General features: G+C 65.8%; 16 protein-coding genes. 2 read left to right on the top strand and 14 right to left on the bottom strand.

From position 1 onward, the window contains the following. Window positions 1-48 precede the first annotated feature (48 nt). From SB749_RS16450 to rimP, 12 genes are all read right to left on the bottom strand, one after another. Window positions 49-2,271: a polyribonucleotide nucleotidyltransferase gene (locus SB749_RS16450; RefSeq protein WP_410711238.1), complete on the bottom strand. Its 2,223-nt coding sequence runs from the start codon at window positions 2,269-2,271 to the stop codon at window positions 49-51. 335 nt (window positions 2,272-2,606) lie between these two features. After that, window positions 2,607-2,876 carry a 30S ribosomal protein S15 gene (rpsO, locus tag SB749_RS16445; RefSeq protein ID WP_039210907.1) on the bottom strand — a complete coding sequence of 90 codons (270 nt, stop codon included), beginning with the start codon at window positions 2,874-2,876 and terminating at the stop codon, window positions 2,607-2,609. A gap of 91 nt (window positions 2,877-2,967) precedes the next feature. Continuing rightward, complete coding sequence (locus tag SB749_RS16440) at window positions 2,968-3,906, bottom strand: bifunctional riboflavin kinase/FAD synthetase (RefSeq protein WP_410711237.1); 939 nt, start codon at window positions 3,904-3,906, stop codon at window positions 2,968-2,970. An 89-nt stretch (window positions 3,907-3,995) separates the two neighbouring features. Beyond that, a complete protein-coding gene (locus SB749_RS16435; protein WP_410711236.1) occupies window positions 3,996-4,367 on the bottom strand; it encodes a hypothetical protein in 372 nt (123 codons plus the stop codon). Continuing rightward, window positions 4,357-4,998, bottom strand: a complete 642-nt coding sequence (locus tag SB749_RS16430; RefSeq protein WP_410711235.1) for a hypothetical protein — start codon at window positions 4,996-4,998, stop codon at window positions 4,357-4,359. Before SB749_RS16430 ends, SB749_RS16435 begins: the two co-directional genes overlap by 11 nt. 99 nt (window positions 4,999-5,097) lie before the next feature. Continuing rightward, window positions 5,098-6,054, bottom strand: coding sequence for a tRNA pseudouridine(55) synthase TruB (gene truB, locus SB749_RS16425; RefSeq protein ID WP_410711234.1), 957 nt, complete (start codon window positions 6,052-6,054; stop codon window positions 5,098-5,100). Window positions 6,055-6,066: 12 nt separating this feature from the next. Then, window positions 6,067-6,948, bottom strand: coding sequence for a ligand-binding protein SH3 (locus tag SB749_RS16420; RefSeq protein WP_410711233.1), 882 nt, complete (start codon window positions 6,946-6,948; stop codon window positions 6,067-6,069). 193 nt (window positions 6,949-7,141) lie between these two features. After that, complete coding sequence (gene rbfA / locus SB749_RS16415; RefSeq protein ID WP_139468786.1) at window positions 7,142-7,576, bottom strand: 30S ribosome-binding factor RbfA; 435 nt, start codon at window positions 7,574-7,576, stop codon at window positions 7,142-7,144. A 189-nt stretch (window positions 7,577-7,765) separates the two neighbouring features. Then, window positions 7,766-10,690, bottom strand: a complete 2,925-nt coding sequence (infB, locus tag SB749_RS16410; protein WP_410711232.1) for a translation initiation factor IF-2 — start codon at window positions 10,688-10,690, stop codon at window positions 7,766-7,768. A 130-nt stretch (window positions 10,691-10,820) separates the two neighbouring features. Continuing rightward, a complete protein-coding gene (locus SB749_RS16405; RefSeq protein WP_101547294.1) occupies window positions 10,821-11,096 on the bottom strand; it encodes a YlxR family protein in 276 nt (91 codons plus the stop codon). Window positions 11,097-11,167: 71 nt separating this feature from the next. Beyond that, window positions 11,168-12,130 carry a transcription termination factor NusA gene (gene nusA / locus SB749_RS16400; protein WP_101547295.1) on the bottom strand — a complete coding sequence of 321 codons (963 nt, stop codon included), beginning with the start codon at window positions 12,128-12,130 and terminating at the stop codon, window positions 11,168-11,170. Window positions 12,131-12,267: 137 nt separating this feature from the next. Then, a complete protein-coding gene (gene rimP / locus SB749_RS16395; RefSeq protein WP_169252659.1) occupies window positions 12,268-12,732 on the bottom strand; it encodes a ribosome maturation factor RimP in 465 nt (154 codons plus the stop codon). A 235-nt stretch (window positions 12,733-12,967) separates the two neighbouring features. Between rimP and SB749_RS16390 the strand changes: the two genes are divergently transcribed. Both SB749_RS16390 and SB749_RS16385 read left to right on the top strand, forming a co-directional pair. Then, complete coding sequence (locus SB749_RS16390) at window positions 12,968-13,966, top strand: hypothetical protein (protein ID WP_410711231.1); 999 nt, start codon at window positions 12,968-12,970, stop codon at window positions 13,964-13,966. Then, complete coding sequence (locus SB749_RS16385) at window positions 13,963-14,982, top strand: aminoglycoside phosphotransferase family protein (protein WP_172174321.1); 1,020 nt, start codon at window positions 13,963-13,965, stop codon at window positions 14,980-14,982. The genes SB749_RS16390 and SB749_RS16385 overlap by 4 nt, the downstream gene beginning before the upstream one ends. A 68-nt stretch (window positions 14,983-15,050) precedes the next feature. Here SB749_RS16385 and SB749_RS16380 read toward each other — a convergent pair whose 3' ends face one another. Both SB749_RS16380 and SB749_RS16375 read right to left on the bottom strand, forming a co-directional pair. Then, a complete protein-coding gene (locus SB749_RS16380; RefSeq protein WP_410711354.1) occupies window positions 15,051-15,818 on the bottom strand; it encodes a TSUP family transporter in 768 nt (255 codons plus the stop codon). Window positions 15,819-15,869: 51 nt separating this feature from the next. Next, entirely contained in the window at window positions 15,870-17,717 is a 1,848-nt protein-coding gene (locus SB749_RS16375) for a proline--tRNA ligase (protein WP_410711230.1), read from the bottom strand. Window positions 17,718-17,740 lie beyond the last annotated feature (23 nt).

Raw genomic sequence — 17,740 nt, 5'->3', positions numbered from 1 at the left:
CAGACCGATCGATTCGGCTGCCCTCCCCGGTGTGCGAACTGCTCAGTATCAGTTGTCTGATCCCTCTTCGTCCGACTTCTCGTCTTCGTCGGTGACCGGAGCCAGCGACAGCTTGCCGCGGTCATCGATCTTCGTGATCTCGACCTGGACCTTCTGGCCCACACCGACGACGTCCTCGACGTCCTCGACGCGCTTGCCGTCGTTGAGCTTACGCAGCTCGGAGATATGCAACAGGCCGTCCTTGCCCGGGGTCAGGGAGACGAACGCGCCGAAGCTCATCGTCTTGACCACGGTGCCCAGGTAGCGTTCGCCGACCTCGGGAACCTGCGGGTTCGCGATCGCGTTGATCATCGACCGGGCGGCCTCGGCGGCCGGTCCGTCGGTGGCACCGATGAGGACGGTTCCGTCGTCTTCGATGCTGATGTCCGCGCCGGTGTCCTCCTGGATCTGGTTGATCATCTTGCCCTTGGGGCCGATGACCTCACCGATCTTGTCGACGGGGATGTTCACGGAGATGATCCGCGGTGCCGTCGGTGCCATCTCGGCCGGGGCGTCGATGGCCTCTGCGATGACGTCGAGGATGACCATGCGTGCTTCGCGGGCCTGCTTGAGGGCGGCACCGAGCACCGAGGCGGGAAGGCCGTCGAGCTTGGTGTCGAGCTGGATCGCGGTGATGAAGTCACGCGTACCGGCGACCTTGAAGTCCATGTCGCCGAAGGCGTCTTCGGCACCGAGGATGTCGGTCAGAGCCGCGTACGCGGTCTGCTCGCCCTGGTCGGTGGAGATGACGTCGGAGACGAGACCCATGGCGATGCCGGCGACGGGCGCCTGCAGCGGCACACCGGCCGAGAGCATGGCCAGCGTCGAGGCGCAGACCGAGCCCATCGAGGTCGAACCGTTCGAACCGAGGGCCTCGGAGACCTCACGGATCGCGTACGGGAAGTCCTCGCGCTTGGGCAGAACGGGCACGAGGGCACGTTCGGCGAGAGCACCGTGGCCGATCTCGCGGCGCTTCGGGCTGCCCACACGGCCGGTCTCACCGACCGAGTAGGGCGGGAAGTTGTAGTGGTGCATGTAGCGCTTCGACGTCTCGGGTGAGAGCGAGTCGATGGTCTGCTCGAGCTTGAGCATGTTGAGCGTGGTGACACCCAGGATCTGGGTCTCACCGCGTTCGAAGATGGCCGAACCGTGCACGCGCGGGATGACGTTGGTCTCGGCTGTGAGCGGACGGATGTCCTTGAGTCCACGTCCGTCGATGCGGACCTGCTCGGTGAGGATGCGCTTGCGCACAACCTGCTTCGTCAAGGCGTTGAGAGCGTTCGCGATCTCCTTCTCACGGCCCTCGAAGCGCTCACCGAGCTTCTCGAAGAGCTCGTCGAGGAGAGCGGCACCGGCGGCTTCGCGCTCCTGCTTGTCGGCGATCTTGAAGTTCTCGGTCTGCTTCGCCTCGGCGAGTTCCTTGACGGCTTCGAAGACATCGTCCTCGTAGTCGCGGAAGACGGGGAATTCGACGGTCGGCTTCGCGGCACGATCGGCGAGTTCGGACTGTGCACGGCAGAGCTCGGCGATGAACGGCTTCGCAGCTTCGAGACCTTCGGACACGACCTCCTCGGTGGGGGCCTGGGCGCCGGTCTTGATCTTGTCGATGGAGTTGTCGGTGGCTTCGGCCTCGACCATCATGATGGCGACGTCGTCACCGACCACGCGACCGGCGACGACCATGTTGAACACGGCGTCCTCGAGCTGCGAGTGGTTCGGGAAGGCGACCCACTGGCCGTCGATGAGCGCGATGCGCACACCGCCGATGGGGCCGGAGAACGGCAGACCCGAGAGCTGGGTCGACATCGAGGCGGCGTTGATGGCCAGAGCGTCGTAGATGTGGTCCGGGTTGACCGACATCACGGTGACGACGACCTGGACCTCGTTGCGCAGGCCCTTGACGAAGGACGGGCGCAGCGGACGGTCGATGAGGCGGCAGGTGAGGATCGCGTCCGTCGAGGGGCGACCCTCGCGGCGGAAGAACGAGCCGGGGATGCGTCCGGCGGCGTACATGCGCTCTTCGACGTCGACGGTCAGGGGGAAGAAGTCGAAGCCCTCACGGGGGTTCTTGCCGGCCGAGGTGGCCGAGAACAGCATGGTGTCGTCGTCGAGGTAGGCGACGGCGGAGCCGGCGGCCTGCTGGGCCAGCCGACCGGTTTCGAAACGAATGGTGTGTTTGCCGAAGCTGCCGTTGTCGATATGGGCAACGGCGGATTCAGGGTTGAGTCCCACGTAGTCTCCTATGTTGTGCCGGCACGCGGTGGTCTGTGGTGCGCAGGTTTTCGTTCTCAACGCATGAGTGGACGCGCTGCCTTCGGCGTTGTGCCCTCGGCAGTGCGCGACCCCGCGCCGTTCCGGCGGGATATTGGCTCGGACATCCCATGGATCCAAGCCGGTCATCGATCGGGGCCCACGGAACCGGCGCCCTAGCGCTCATTCCTCCGGAGGCCACTACCGAAGACCGAAACGTCCATGGCGTGGTTGTCCGGTACGAAGTCTACCGCAGAAGCACAGAAGCGCCCCACCCGAAGGTGGGACGCTCTGCGTTTCAGCTACGCAGACTCGAATCAGCGGCGCAGGCCGAGGCGCTTGATGAGCGAACGGTAACGCTCGATGTCGACCTTCGCGAGGTACTTGAGCATGCGGCGACGCTGGCCGACGAGGAGCAGCAGGCCACGACGCGAGTGGTGGTCGTGCTTGTGGTCCTTGAAGTGCTCGGTCAGGTCGGTGATCCGGCGGGTCAGCAGTGCAACCTGGACCTCGGGAGAACCGGTGTCGCCCTCATGAGTTGCATATTCCTTGATGATCTCTTGCTTCACAGCGGTATCGAGAGCCATGGAGTTCTCCTTCGTGTCGTTGCGCGGCGCAGGGACCTGAAGTCTCTGCCCTATGGGACCGCGGCCGGTGAAAACGGCAGAGATCAGCTTATCAGGTGTGCAGGACCTCGCGCACATCGGCGATGTCCTCATGCATCTGCACGATGAGGTCATCCATCCCGGTGAACGCAACCTGCCCGCGGATGCGGGAGACGAATTCGAGAGTCATCTCACGGTCGTAGACGTCGAATTCGCCGAATTCCTTGTCGAGCACATACGCCTCGACCCGTCGGACCTGTCCCTGGAAGGTCGGGTTCGTGCCCACGGAGATCGCGGCCGGGTACGCCTGATCCTCACCGGAGAACGTCGCCCAGCCGGCGTAGACGCCGTCGGCCGGGACGAGTCCGTCGGGATTCTCCGAGAGGTTCGCCGTCGGGAATCCCAAGTCGCGGCCGCGGGCATCGCCGTGGACGACGGTGCCGTGGAGGGCGTGGTAGCGCCCGAGTTGGTCGGCCGCCTCGGCGACATCACCGGCGGTGAGCTGCTCACGGATCCGGGAGGACGAATACCGTCCCCCGCGCCCGACTTCGTCGATCGTTTCGACTCGGAACCCGAATTTCTCGCCGAGGCGGCGCAGGGTCTCGATCGTGCCTTCGTTGTCCTTGCCGAAGCGGACATCGTCGCCGACGACGACGATCTTCGCCCGCAGGGCTTCGACGAAGTATCGGCGCACGAATTCCTCGGCCGACTGGGCCGCGAAGTCGAGGTCGTAGGGCTGGATGAGGAGGCCGTCGATTCCGGTGGCGGCGATGAGGTCGGCGCGCTGCCGGGTCGAGTTGATCATCACGGTCGGCTCTTCGGGGCGGTGGACCGTGCGCGGATGGGGATCGAAGGTCATTGCGATCGAGTGCAGGCCCTCTTGCCTGGCCAGGGCGGCGACGGTGGTCAGGACGGTTTCGTGTCCGCGGTGCACGCCGTCGAAGTTGCCGAGGGTGACGACGGTGCCGACAGCGTCGACCTCGACTTCACCGAGTCCGTGATACAGCTCCACCAGACATTCGCTCCTTCCGTGCACCGATTCAGATTATCGCAGAGATCTTCCGCCTCCTAACCCGGACCTCGCCGAGGCGGGAGGACGGTTCAGGCGATGATCGCCCACCCGATGACGCCGAGGAGGGAGGCCAGGGCGATGGAGACGAAGGTGCCGATGATGAACCGCTCCCCCGCGGCCGCCGAGGATTTGATCTCTGCGAAGCGTCCGAGTCCTTTGACCGCGATGACCACGGCCATGAGTTCGGGCCGGCCGAGCACGATCGCTCCGGCGATGAGTGCGCGTTCGACGATGCCGATCCACAGTCCGCCGCGCAGGACTTCGACGTCCTCGGCTCCTGTGCGTTCGGGTTTGGAGCCCGGGCCCGCATGGGTCAGGCGGAGGAGCAACGGGACGAGCGGCCAGCCGATGAGGGCCGCGATGACGGCGGCGGCGATGGCGACGAGCACGTCAGTCCACATGTGCGTCTCCTTCCGACAGGGCTCGTTGGAGCCGGTCGAGGTGATGTCGGGCCAGATGCTCGGCTCCGGCGATGATCTCGGCGGGACCGGCCGCCAGCACCCGGGAGACCGCTTGCTGGGAGACGTCGAATTCCGCGGCGATCGCAGCCTGTGTGGCGTCCGGATGGTCGAGTCGGTATCCGACGTATCCGCGGGAGTGACCGCGCAGCTCGGTCAGTGTGCTGATGAGGAGCCGCAGAGCCGCCTCTGCGAGCCCACGATGGTCGGTGTCCGGGTTCGCGCTGACGACGTCCGGATCGGCGCTGACGACGAGGTGGGCGGGTGCGGATTTGGCCGCTTCGACCGCTTGGCGGGCGGAGTAGAAGGCTTCTCCCCTGCCTTCGGTGGTCGTCTCGGGCAGCGGCCGTTCGACCTCGCCGATTCCGAGGCCGATATGCCACTCGGAGTCGATCCCGATTCGGCGTACCGCCTCGGCGACGGCGTCGGGATCGTCGAGGACTCCTTGGACTTCGTCTCCGATGGTGCGGGCGAAGGGAATGACCGTGTCGATCGGAGAGAGAGCATCGAGGATGCGGGGCACCGCGTCGGCGTTCGACCGCGAATCCTGCTGGTCGATGGTCAAGACGAACATAGGACAAGTAGACCAGATGATTGCCTCAGATACAAGAGTTTCGGTTGTATTTGATGAATACAACTTTTTTAGTTGTTCTGAGCGTGGAAGCTGGATCCCTCAGGCGAGGTCGATGGCAAAGGCGGTCAGCGATTTCAGACCGCCGTTCCGACGCACTTCGGCCACGGAGACGAGGGCATCATCGCAGACGACGGCGACTTCCCGGTTCCCCGTGTCGCCGGCAGGTTCGGCTTTGTCTGCGTCGGAGCCTGTATGCCAGTCACCGGCCGCAACAGTCTTACCCTGCATGAGAGCTCTGGCCCGATCGGCATCGACGGTGACGACGGGCAAGAGGGTGCGGGCCGCCTCGGCGAGGGAGATGAGGGTGGGCGCGGGAACGTCGAGCTCCTCAGGCAGCGTCACAGCTTGGTCGATGTGGAAATCGCCGACGCGCGTCCGCCGCAGCGCAGTGAGGTGCCCGAAAATGCCGAGGTCGGTGCCGATATCGCGGGCCAGGGCGCGCACATAGGTGCCCGACGAGCAGTCGACTTCGACATCGACGTCGATATGCCCGTCCTCGGCTGCGAAGCGGATGTCGATGATTTCGAAGGCCGATACCTCGACACGTCGGGCCTTGAGTTCGACGTTCTCGCCGGCACGGACGCGGGCATAGGAACGCTTGCCGTCGACCTTGATCGCCGAGACGGCACTGGGCACCTGATCGATGGGGCCGCGCAGCTTGGCCACGGCGGCTTCGATGGCCGCAGCGTCGACACGAGCGAGATCGGAGGGATCGGCGAAGCGATCGGGCTCGGAATCGGCATCATCGGTCGGAATCGACGACCCCAGACGGATGGTGGCGAAATACGTCTTCGAGACCCCGGTGATGTAGGTGAGCAGCTTGGTGCCGCGGCCGAGGCCGAGCACGAGGACGCCCGTGGCCATCGGGTCGAGAGTGCCGGCGTGGCCGACCTTCTTCGTCCCGAACCAGCGGCGGATGCGGGAGACCACGCCGTGGGAGCTCAGTCCCTGCGGTTTATCGCAGACGAGAACGCCTTGTGGGGAAGTATCGCTCACTGGGTGCGGCGATCAGTTGAAGGACGCGTGCACATGATCGAAGTGGTTCGCCGTGGCGCTGCCGCGGTCCTCCATGGCCTTCCAGCCCTTGCCGGGCATCCAGATGCGCTGCTTCCAGATGACGTACTTGACGTTGAGGGCGCCCTGGTTCTGGATGAGGTAGTCGGCGATGCGGTCGCCGGTCGAGCCGGTGATCATGATGTCGACGGCTTCACCGGTGTTGTGGTCCGAACCGGTGCCGGGGCGACGTCCACCGAAGGTCTTAACCTCGGGGAACTTCGCGCAGACTGCACGGTAGCCGTTGACGGCGTTCGGCAGCAGGCCGGACTCGATCGAGGAGGACACGCTGCACGGCGGAGCCGAGGTGTCCGAGGAGGTGCCTTCGCCCTCACCGGAGGACTTCTCATCCGAAGACTTCTCGTCGGAGGACGAATCGTCGCTCTTCTCCGAAGTGGCCGAGGATTCAGCGGTCGGCTTGGGCTTCGGCGGAGCCTTGACCTCGAGATCGGTTTTCGAGGTCTTGTTCTTGTACTTCGGGTCGTCCTTGACCTTCTCCAGGTACTCTTCGCCGGCCTTCTTGCGTTCGGCGTCGAGCTCTTTCTGGCTCGGGGTCGAGGCAGTGGTCGACTCCTCGGGTGTCGTCGATGCGGCCTCGGTGGTGACGTTGCCGGATTCGGGTGGTCCCATGACGACGGTCGAACCGACGACGGCGGCGGTCGCGGCTGCTGGAACGGCGATCGCGGCGACGACGGGACGCTGCTTGACGGTCGCCAGCACGGAAGTCGCCGAGGACGGCGCATTCGCTGCGCGTCGACCGGCGGGGCGCTTGCCGGGAGCCAGGTCCCGGATCAGCTGCTTCGCGAACGACGGCTTCGGTGAGGAGTGCTTACCCAATGCAGAATTCCCTTAACAGAGTCGTAATCATTTCGTTACCGCAAAAAGTCTACGACATCTCGGAAAGATAACAAAACTGTTACGAGAACTTATTTCGCGACGTGACGAAGCTCAAATCGGGCAGAAAGCCGTCATTCTGCCGCTCTCCCCCGTTGACCAGGCGCGATGCACTCTGTTCGCTGGGATGCGACGATCACTCTTCGTCGGCGTCGTCGGCCTTCTTGTACGGGTCGGATTCACCTGCATGCTGCGCGTTCTTGGCCAACCCGGCGACTCGAGCATCGTCGGCGGCAGCCTGAGCGAGCAGTCCGTCGAGACGGGCGGCCGCCTCGGGGACGGCATCGGCGATGAATTCGAGGCTCGGAGTCAGACGGATCGTCAGCCCCTTGCCGACCTCGGAGCGGATGAAGCCCTTGGCCGATTCGAGGGCATGACCGGTGCCGACGAGATCCTGGTCGTCGCCGTAGACGGTGTAGAAGATGGTGGCGTGCTGCAGATCGCCGGTCACGCGCACATCGGTGACGGTGACGAAGCCGAGGCGGGGATCCTTGAGCTTGCGCTCGATGGTGCTGGCGACGATGACCTTGATCTGGTCGGCGATCTTGCGGGCCCGTGTCGAGTCTGCCATTGTGAGTGTCCTTCTGTTCGGGGCCGGAACAACTCTTCCGGCCCTATGATAGCTGTGCAATCGAACCGGCTCCGGCCGGTCCCCCGTTCGGGGGCCGACCGGAGCCGTCGACTCACGGTGTGAGTCCCATCCTCCTCGGCTGCGCTGCTGCGCTGTCGGATCAGAGGGTACGACTCGCTGTGCGACCGATCAGTCGCGCGGCTTCTCCTGCATCTCGAAGGTCTCGATGATGTCGCCGACGCGCAGGTCGTTGAACTTGCCGAGTCCGATACCGCACTCGTAGCCCTCGCGGACCTCGGTCGCATCGTCCTTGAACCGGCGCAGCGATTCGATGTGGACGTTGTCGCCGATGACGATTCCGTCGCGGGTGACGCGAGCGGTCGAGTTCCGCTTGATGAGGCCGTCGCGGACGATCGAACCGGCGATGTTGCCGAACTTCGAGGAGCGGAAGACCTCGCGGATCTCCGCGGTACCGGTCTGGACCTCTTCGTACTCGGGCTTGAGCATGCCCTTGAGCGAGGACTCGATGTCGTCGATCGCCTGGTAGATGACCGAGTAGTAGCGGACGTCGACGCCTTCGCGGTCTGCCAGGTCGCGAGCCTTCGCTTCCGGACGGACGTTGAAGCCGAGGACGATCGCGTTGTCGACCGTGGCCAGGTTGATGTCGTTCTCCGTGATCGCACCGACGCCGCGGTGGATGATCCGCAGGTCGACGTCGTCGCCCACATCGATCTTGAGCAGCGAATCCTCAAGCGCTTCGACAGCACCGGAGACGTCACCCTTGAGGATGAGGTTGAGCATGTCGACCTTGCCCTCAGCCAGAGCCTTCGTGAAGTCTTCGAGGCTGATGCGCTTGCGACCGCGGGCCTGAGCGGCGTTGCGCTCGATGGCGTCACGCTTCTCAGCGATCTGACGGGCCGTGCGATCGTCATCGGTGGAGATGAACGAGTCACCGGCACGCGGGACGGACGACAGACCGAGCACCTGCACGGGGCGGGAGGGTCCGGCCTCCTCGACGACGTTTCCGTTCTCGTCGAACATCGCACGCACACGTCCGTAGGCGGTGCCGCAGACGATGGCGTCGCCCTGACGCAGGGTGCCGGACTCGACGAGCACGGTGGCAACCGCACCGCGGCCCTTGTCGAGCTTGGCTTCGATCGCGATGCCGCGAGCGGACTTGTCGGGGTTCGCCCGCAGGTCCAGGGCCGCATCGGTGGTCAGCAGAACGGATTCGAGCAGCTGGTCGATGCCCTCGCGCTTGAGCGCGGAGATCGGCACGAACATGGTCTCGCCGCCGTATTCTTCGGCCACGAGGTTGTATTCGGTCAGCTGCTGCATGACCTTGGCGGGGTTGGCGCCTTCCTTGTCGATCTTGTTCACGGCCACGACGATCGGCACATCGGCCGCCTGAGCGTGGTTGAGAGCTTCGATCGTCTGCGGCATGACGCCGTCGTCGGCGGCGACCACGAGGATCGCGAGGTCCGTCGACTTCGCACCACGGGCACGCATGGCGGTGAACGCCTCGTGACCAGGGGTATCGAGGAAGGTGATCTTGCGATCTTCTCCCTCGTGCTCGACCTCGGCCTGGTAGGCACCGATGTGCTGGGTGATTCCGCCGGCCTCGCGGGAAGCGACATTGGCCGAGCGGATCGCATCGAGCAGCTTGGTCTTACCGTGGTCGACGTGACCCATGACGGTGACGACCGGCGGACGTGCCTGCAGGTCCTCGTCGTCCTCTTCTGCGGCTTCGGCATCGAGGTCGATGTCGAAGGTCTCCAGCAGCTCACGGTCTTCGTCTTCGGGCGAGACGATCTCGATCTTGTAGCCGAGCTCTTCGCCGAGGACCTCGAAGGTCGCCTCGTCGAGGGACTGGGTGATCGTGGCCATCTCACCGAGGTGGAAGAGCACGGTCACGAGGTTCGTCGGATCGGTGTTGATCTTCTCGGCGAAGTCGGCCAGTGAGGAGCCGCGACGCAGACGCAGCGGCGTGTTGCCGTCTCCGCGTGGAACGGTGACGCCACCGACCGAGGGAGCCTGCATCTGCTCGAGCTCTGCGCGCTTCGCCCGCTTCGACTTGCGTCCCTTCTGACGGGGACCGCCGCCGCGGCCGAATGCGCCCTGCGTGCTTCCGCGACCGCGACCTGAACCGCGACCACCGGGACCGCCGCCGGGTCCACGACGAGGACCGCCGGGTGCGCCGCCCGGTGCACCGGGTGCGCCGCCGCCTGGGGCGTTTCCGCGTCCGCCGCCGCCGCGACCGCGGCCGGGAGCGGGCTTGTTCAGTGCCGAGTTCTTCAGCATCGACGGGTTCGGGCGTGGTGCGCCCGGGCGAGGTGCCGGACGGGGACCGCCCGAGGATTCCTCACCGGATCCGCGCTGCTTCTGGCCGGGCTTCGGCATTCCCTGCGAAGGTGCGAACGGGTTGTTGCCGGGGCGTCCGCCCTGGCCACCCTGACCGCCTTGGCCACCCTGGCCGCCGGAACGACCGCCGGGCTTGGGTCCGCGACCGGGCTTCGGCATTCCCTGCGAGGACGCGAAGGGGTTGTTTCCGGGACGCGCGGCACCGCGACCGCCGGGCTTCCCGGCAGCACCCGGCTTGGGAGCACCGGGCTTCGGGGCACCGGGCTTGGGCGCGGCAGCCGGCTTCGGGGCTCCGGGCTTCGGCGCCGAGGAGGCAGCCGGCTTGGCTGCGGGAGCCTCGGTCGATCCGGCTGCCTTCGGGGCAGCCGGGGTCGCCGGCTTGGCGGCAGGCTTCGGTGCGGACTTCGCAGCGGGGGCGGCATCCTCGGCGGGGGCCGATTTCGCCGCACCGGCGGACTTCGCAGCACCCGGCTTGGCAGCCGACTTCGCGGCGGGCTTGGGTGCGGGCTTCGCACCGGGTTTCGGGGCTCCGGGCTTCGCGGCCGACTTGGCGGCCTTCTTCGCGCCGGTGGACTTCTCACCATCGGCGGAAGAGGAATCGGCGAACGCCTCCTTCACGCGGCGCACGACGGGCGCTTCGAGCGTCGAAGAGGCGGAGCGAACGAATTCGCCCATGTCCTGGAGCTTTTCGAGGACGTTCTTACTTGTTGTGCCGAGCTCTTTTGCGAGCTCATGGACACGGGGCTTTGCCACAGTTCTCCTGTCCGGGTTCTTTCCCGGTCAGGAAAGAACCTCATCAATGAAGAGCAGTACTCATTTCACTGCTCTCTCGAATTCCGTTTGGGTGTCATCGTGCGACACTCACAACTTGTCATCCATTCGGCTACCCGTTCTCTTTGGGTTCGGTGTCCGGCCTCGGGAGGTCCGAGGCGGTGATCTTCGTTCGAAAGGATCGAGCGAAGGCGGCAGTGGTCAGGGCCTTGTCCAGGCACTTCGCATCAGGATGCACCCACGCACCACGTCCCGGCAGTGTCGCTGACACATCGCGGACGACGGCGGGGTGCTGATCGGGGCGGAACACGAAGCGTGTCAGCTCGTCCCGACCGGCCTTCTGCCTACAGGCGATGCACGTCCTTACGGGTCCATCACCAACATTCACAATGAATGATTCTACAGCACCGGCGCCCCCGCTCGCGCCAAGGGGCCAGTGGTGCGAATCACTGCACGAGGCTATTCGCCTGCGACGATGTCGATCTTCCAGCCGGTGAGCTTGGCTGCCAGGCGGGCGTTCTGCCCTTCCTTGCCGATGGCCAGGGACAGCTGGTCGGTGGGGACGACTGCGCGGGATTCCTGAGCGGCGGCGTCGAGGATCTCGACGCTCTTGGCCTTGGCCGGGGACAGGGCGTGGGCGATGAACTTCGCCGGGTCGTCGGAGTAGTCGACGATGTCGATCTTCTCCTGTCCGAGTTCGTTCATCACGGCGCGCACACGGGAGCCGAGTTCGCCGATGCACGATCCCTTCGCGTTGACTCCCGGCTTCGTGGCGCGCACGGCGAGCTTCGTGCGGTGGCCGGCTTCGCGGGCCAGGGACACGATCTCGACGGTGCCGTCGGCGATCTCCGGAGCCTCATGGGCGAAGAGTCGGCGCACGAGGTTCGGGTGGGTGCGGGAGACGGTGACCGAGGTGCCCTTCGTGCCCTTGTGCACGTCGGCGATGTAGACGCGCAGTCGGGTGCCGTGGGCGTAGGTTTCGCCGGGGACCTGTTCGTGCGGGGGCAGCACGGCTTCGACGTCTCCGATGTCGACCTGGACCATCTGCGGGTCGCGGCCCTGCTGGATGATGCCCGAGACGATCTCGCCCTCACGGCCCTTGAATGTGCCGAGCAGAGTCTCGTCCTCGACATCACGCAGCCGCTGGTGGATGACCTGCCGAGCGGTCTGGGCGGCGATGCGGCCGAAGCCGGTGGGAGTGTCGTCGAACTCGCCGATCGGATTGTCGTCGTTGTCGAATTCCACGGCGAGGATGCGCACCTCGCCGGTGGACTTGTCGAGTTCGGCACGGGCGTCGGGCCAGGCCCCTTCGGTCTTCTGGTAGGCGAGGAAGAGCGCCTGTTCGATGAGTTCGATGAGGGTTTCCAGCGGAATCTCACGCTCTCGTTCGATGACGCGCAGAACATTGAGGTCGATGTCCATGTCTAAGTCCTCTCTCGCTCAACCGAGCATTGAATTGTCTGTGTTCACTTATGCAGGCGTAACAGTCTATCCCAGTCCGCGCCCGCATTCTGTCTGCGAAGGGGCCGCCGCACCGCCGGAGGTACGTGAGGTTCGCCTCAGCGGAACTTCAATTCCACCTGGGCCTTGCGGATCTCGCCGAGGTCGACCGTCTTCGACTCCTTGCGCTGGGGGTCCGTGCCCGTGATCGAACTCTCCCCCACCTCGGCGAGGTCGAGCTTGAAGGTGTCCTTCTTCGTCGTGATCTCCAGGCGACGGCCGATGACGCGTCGGAAGTGGCGCGGGGTCTCGAGCTTCCGGGTGGCACCGGGGCTCGTGACCTCGAGCTGGTAGGGCTTGTCCCGGAAGATCTCGACCTCGTCGAGGGCGTCGCCGACGATCTTCGTCGATTCGGCGATCTTCTCCATCGACATCGGATCGGTGCTCGATTCGTCGAGGTCGACGACGACGGTGAGCGTGCGCCGCGGACCGGCCGCCACCGCTTTGACGGTCTCGAGGTGGAATCCCGCATCCTGCAGGGGCGGGGCGAGCAGGCCCTTGATCCGCTCGACGTCTTCGTCCATTTCTCCTCCATATCCTTGTGCGTCCCCTTCGCCGAGGCGGGGCGAGGGGGTCGGCGCACCGTGCACCTGTGCGACCGCCGTGTTCTCACCCACCCTAAGCGACAGCCGCCGTCGAGGTTAAGCCTTCGGCGCGGTTCTGCCGGGTGTCGAGTCTCATTCTGCGGTCGGGCGGGCGACGGGCGGGCGACGGTCCGGTGTCGCTCAGCGATGGCGGGGCATCCGATAGGATTGCCGTATGCATTCTCCCGTCAGTCGCCGCGGCCTGTTGACTGCCGGCGTCGGCGGGTTGAGTCTGGGCCTGCTCACCGCCTGTGGCCTGCGACTCGATCAGGATCCCGAGATCCCCACTCTTGATGCGACTCAGCAGCTGCGCAATCGTCTGGCCCGTATCTTAGACTCCGCTTCTCCCGGCGCCGGCGATCCCGAATCTGCTGGTGAGAACCTTGCCGACTTCGTTGCGGCGATCGGTCCCGAATGGAATCCGCCGACCGAATTCGCCACAGAGGCGCCGCCGACAGAGGAGAACCGCACCTTCGTCCAGGCCGCCGAGGTGGCTTCCCGCGCCGTCTTCGAGGCCTCAGCGTCCTTGGGTTCGGATCTCATTCCCGTCCTGGCCGATGTGGCCACGGGCCTGGCTCTGCTCGCTGGGACGAAGAAGCCGGAGATCATCACCACCGCCGACGAACTCATCCGCGCTGGCCGTGAGGAACTTGACCAGAGCAGGGACGGCGGCGATGATGCGTCGGCGTCACCTAATGCCACCGGCGGAGCCGACGCCGATGCTGGGACGAACGACTCTGGAAGCCAGGTGCCGAAGGGGCAGGCGGAGATGTTCAACGCGATCCTCAATCAGTCGCGGGCAGCCGCCTACGGCTATGAACGGCTGGCCGTGAACTTCGATGCGAAGTCACGCGAACGCAAAGCGGCGCTGGCCAGGCTCGACTCCTTGGGTGCCCTGTCCGGGGAGATGCTCGAACGCCTCGGTGAGGATGCAGCCGATCCGGCCGCCTCGGCGTGGAGGCTCGATCCCTCACCGACGGATGCGGACTCCGCGAAGGAGTTGGCGCTGTCGTTGGAAGACGGCATCGCCTCCGCGCTTCTGCCCTGGTTGGAGGCGGACGCCTCGGCGATTCTCCGACTCTGGGAATCGGCCCGGACCCGGATGGTCTACGCCGCTCCGCAGCCGCTGCGTTTCACCTATGACGAACCCGGGCAGGCGGAGGTGCAGGAGTGAAGGTCCCACCGGTTCTCTACCGCGCGACGCGCGAGATCATCGGCGAATATCGCACCGATTCGTGGGTTGCCGCGCTCGACTATATGGCCAATGAGCTCCTCGATCGGTGGAAGCTGCGCTTCGACGATGTGCCGGGGGCGCCGTGGGCCGGATGCGAGTCCTTGGTGATTCCGGTGCTCACTCAGGAGAACTATCAGGGGGTGCTGCGGTTCGCGGCTCCCACCTCGGCGCATACGGCCGCGCATGCGCAGGTGCTGCGGGCGCTGAAGATGTGGAACGGGCACGGGGCGGTGCGGGTCATCCGGGATGATCGCAGCTTCCGGGTCACTCTGCAGGAGCGGCTGCGTACGAAGGACAATCTGTCCGTGCTTCCCCTGGCCGATGTGCCGCCGGTGTGGGGTGCGCTGCAGAGGTCCTTGGAAATTCCGGCGACCTCCGAGTTCCTGCGGGTCCAGGATGTCGTGGCCGGGTGGCTGAACTCGTTCGATGCCGATGCCGCGCTGCTGACCGGGTGGTCGGAGGCGGGTCCGCACGATTCTCTGCTGCTGTCGTTCGCCCGCAATTGGATGCAGACTCTGGCGTCCTCGGATGAGAACTGGCTCATCCATGCCGATCTGCACTACTACAACATCCTCGCCGGCAATCCCGATCCGACGGGCATCTCCACGTGGAAGGCCATCGATCCGCAGCCCTTGGCCGGTCCGACCGCGTACACCTTGGCCCCGGTGCTGTGGAACCGGCTGGCCGAGATCCCCTCGGATCATCCGCAGGCGCAGGCGGCGTGGCTGCGTGGTTTCGCCACGGACCTGGCGCTGTGCGCCGGGGTCGATCCGCAGTACGGGATGGGGGCGACCGTTGCCAGGGAGATCACGAACATGTTCTGGTATCTGCGCGCGGCCTCCGGCGGTTCGAATTCGAGTCTGGCCGACGCCGCCCGCTCCCTGTGGGTGGCCCGCGCGCTGTCCGGCGCCGATGTCGCCGGAGTCAACGCCCACGCCCTCAAACCCATCGGCTAAACCCTATTGCTACCTGACGGCGGCCCAGCAACCTCGCGCGAGGTTGCTGGGCCGCCGTCGGGTAGTAATTAGTGGATGAGGGTGGAGATGAAGTCGAAGCCGAGTTTGAGGATCAGCGCGGAGACGACGATGACGAAGACGACGCGGACGAACCCCGAGCCCTTCGCCAGCGCGGTGCGGGCACCGAAGATCCCGCCGGTGACATTGCCGACGGCCATGATCACACCCAGCAGCCAGACGACCTGACCGTCGGGGATGAAGTAGACGAGCGCTCCGAAGTTCGTCGCCCAGTTGATCACCTTCGCTGTGGCCGAGGCCTGCAGGAACGAGAATCCGATGATCGAGACGAAGGCGATGACGAGGAACGATCCCGTCCCCGGCCCGAGCACTCCGTCGTAGATGCCGATGACGAGCCCGATCAGCCACGACAGCGCGTGGTGGCGTTTCGAGGTCTCCCCGAACCGCAGCGTGGCATCGGCGCCGAGGCTCGGATTGAGCACGGTGAAGATCCCGACCCCGATGAGCGCGAGCAGAATGATCGGGGTGAACGCGTCGCTGGGCACCAAGGTCGCGAGCTTCGCCCCGAGCACCGCACCCAAGAACGCCGAGGCCGCGGCCGGGATCGTCGCCGACCGGTCCGGGGTGATCTTGCGCAGATAGGTGACCGCCGAGGCGGTCGTGCCCGCAATCGACCCGACCTTGTTCGTCGCGACCGCTTGGACGGGGCTCATCCCCGGCACGAGCAGCAGCGCGGGCAGCTGGATCAGTCCGCCCCCGCCGACGACGGCATCGATCCACCCGGCCAGGACTCCCGCGGCGAGCAGCCACAGGACCATCGTCCAGGTGACATCGATGCCACCGGCGAGGGCTTCGAACACCGAGGCGGCTCAGGCGTTCTGGTCGGCGCTGATCGCCGCATCGGCCGCGGCTGCTGCCTTCGCGTACGCCTCACGCACACGTGCCACGGTGGCAGGGACCACCTCTGCCACGGGCTGGTCTGACTTCTCCCCGGCCAACCGGTCGCGGACCTCGACGACGCCGTCGGCCAGACCGCGGCCGGCGACGATGACGGTGGGAATGCCGATGAGCTCGGCATCGGCGAACTTGAATCCGGGTGAGACCTTGTTGCGGTCATCGAGCAGGACGCTGACGCCTTCGGCCTCGAGTTCGGTCGTCATCTTCTCGGCGGCTTGAGCGATCTCCTCACCCTTGCCGGCGACGATGATGTGCACATCGGCCGGGGCCAGGTGCTGCGGCCACAGGAGGCCGTCCTCGGAATGGTATTCCTCGGCGATGCAGGCCATGACGCGGGTGACGCCGAGGCCGTAGGAGCCCATGGTCACGGTCGTCGCCTTGCCGTTCTGGTCGAGCACCTTGAGGTCGAGGGACTCGGCGTACTTGCGGCCGAGCTTGAAGATCTGACCGATCTCGACACCGCGGGCCAGCTCCAGCGGACCGGAGCCGTCCGGTGCCGGATCGCCGAGGACGACCTGGGCGGCTTCGATGGTGCCGTCGGCAGTGAAGTCCCGTCCGGCGACGAGGTCGAAGACGTGGCGTCCGGGCTCATTGGCTCCAGTGATCCAGCGGGTGCCGTCGACGATGCGGGGGTCAAGGAGGTAGCGGATCTTCGAGGGCGATTCGAGGCCGAGAACCGGCGCGTCGAGGGAGTTGCCGGGCCCGATGTAGCCCTTGACGAGCTCCGGATGGGCGGCGAGATCCTCAGCCGTGGCGGCTTCGAGGTCGACCTCACCGTCGCCGAGCATTCCGGTGCCGGCGGCCCGGTCGAGGTCGACTTCGCGGTCGCCGGGCAGGCCGATGACGATGATCTCGCGGGTGCCGTCGGGGTGGGTGACGGCGCAGACGACGTTCTTCAGCGTGTCCGCGGCCGTCCACTCGCGGTCGTCGCGCGGATGCTGGGCGTTCGCGGCGGCCACGAGAGTCTCGATGGTCGGAGTGTCCGGGGTGTCCTCGACGTGCGCGGCAGGCGACTGCGAGTAGGGAATCGCCTCGGGCACGATCGAGGTCACGGCCTCGACGTTCGCGGCATACCCACCGGGAGAGCGAACGAACGTGTCCTCCCCGACCTCGGAGGGGTAGATGAACTCCTCGGTGCCGGAGCCGCCCATGGCACCAGGGGTCGCCTTGACCGGCAGGCACGGCAGGCCGAGGCGAGCGAAAGCCCGCAGGTAGGCCTCGCGCATGGCTTCGTAGGAGGCGTCGAGTCCGGCGTCGTCGATGTCGAAGGAGTAGGCGTCCTTCATGATGAACTCGCGTCCGCGCAGCAGTCCGGCGCGGGGGCGAGCCTCGTCGCGGTATTTGGTCTGGATCTGGTAGATCGACAGCGGCAGGTCTTTGTACGAGGAGTAGAGGTCCTTGACCAGAAGGGTGAAGACCTCCTCATGGGTGGGGGCGAGGATGTAGTCGTTCTCGCGGCGGTCCTTGAGATGGAAGAGATCGGGCCCGAAGGCCTCCCAACGGCCGGACTTCTTGTACGGGTCGGCGGGCAGCAGGCCCGGGAAGTGGACCTCCTGGGAGCCGGCGAGTGCCATCTCTTCGCGCACGATGGCTTCGATCTTGCCGAGCACGGCCAGTCCCAGCGGCAGCCACGTGTAGATTCCCGGTGCTGACCTGCGGATGTATCCGGCACGGTGGAGCAGTTTGTGGCTGGCCACCTCGGCGCCGACCGGGTCTTCCTTCTGGGTTCGCACGAACAGGGACGACATGCGCAGGGCCATGGGTAAATCTCCTCAACTTGTCA

Source organism: Brevibacterium sp. SIMBA_078, assembly GCF_046534565.1.
GTDB lineage: Bacteria > Actinomycetota > Actinomycetes > Actinomycetales > Brevibacteriaceae > Brevibacterium.
The sequence above is the reverse complement of the archived record's forward strand: the minus strand, read 5'-3'. Positions and strand labels throughout refer to the sequence as shown.